The organism is Massilia genomosp. 1 (genome assembly GCF_011682185.1).
Taxonomy (GTDB): Bacteria; Pseudomonadota; Gammaproteobacteria; order Burkholderiales; family Burkholderiaceae_D; genus Telluria_A; species Telluria_A rubra.
In genome coordinates, this window is sequence record NZ_WHJF01000561.1 from 1 (window position 1) to 280 (window position 280).

The 280-nt window shown below is 63.2% G+C and carries 1 protein-coding gene; it reads right to left on the reverse strand.

Annotated elements, in window-relative coordinates:
• The coding region (locus F1735_RS34900) for a DNA-3-methyladenine glycosylase I (RefSeq protein ID WP_167241627.1) at positions 1–105 on the reverse strand (105 nt) is incomplete at its 3' end.
• Positions 106–280 lie beyond the last annotated feature (175 nt).

Below are 280 nucleotides of genomic sequence, written 5' to 3' on the forward strand. Positions count from 1 at the left end.
AAACAGCGTGTTCTCGTCGTGGCAAGGCACGCCCCACTCGTGATCGTGGTAGTCGAGGTAGCGTTGATTGGCCGGGTTGGCCCAGGAGCAGCGTTCAATGGTCATGCAGCCAGTATAGTTCAATGCGCCGCTTTCAGCACCTTCGCCAGCACATCGACGCCATCGACGATCTGCGCCGGCGTCAGCGACGAAAAACCCAGCAACAGGCCCGGTGCGAACGCGCACGCCGGCGTGGCCATGCGGTTGGCATAGTAGGCCAGCGCGCGCGTGTCGATGCCCG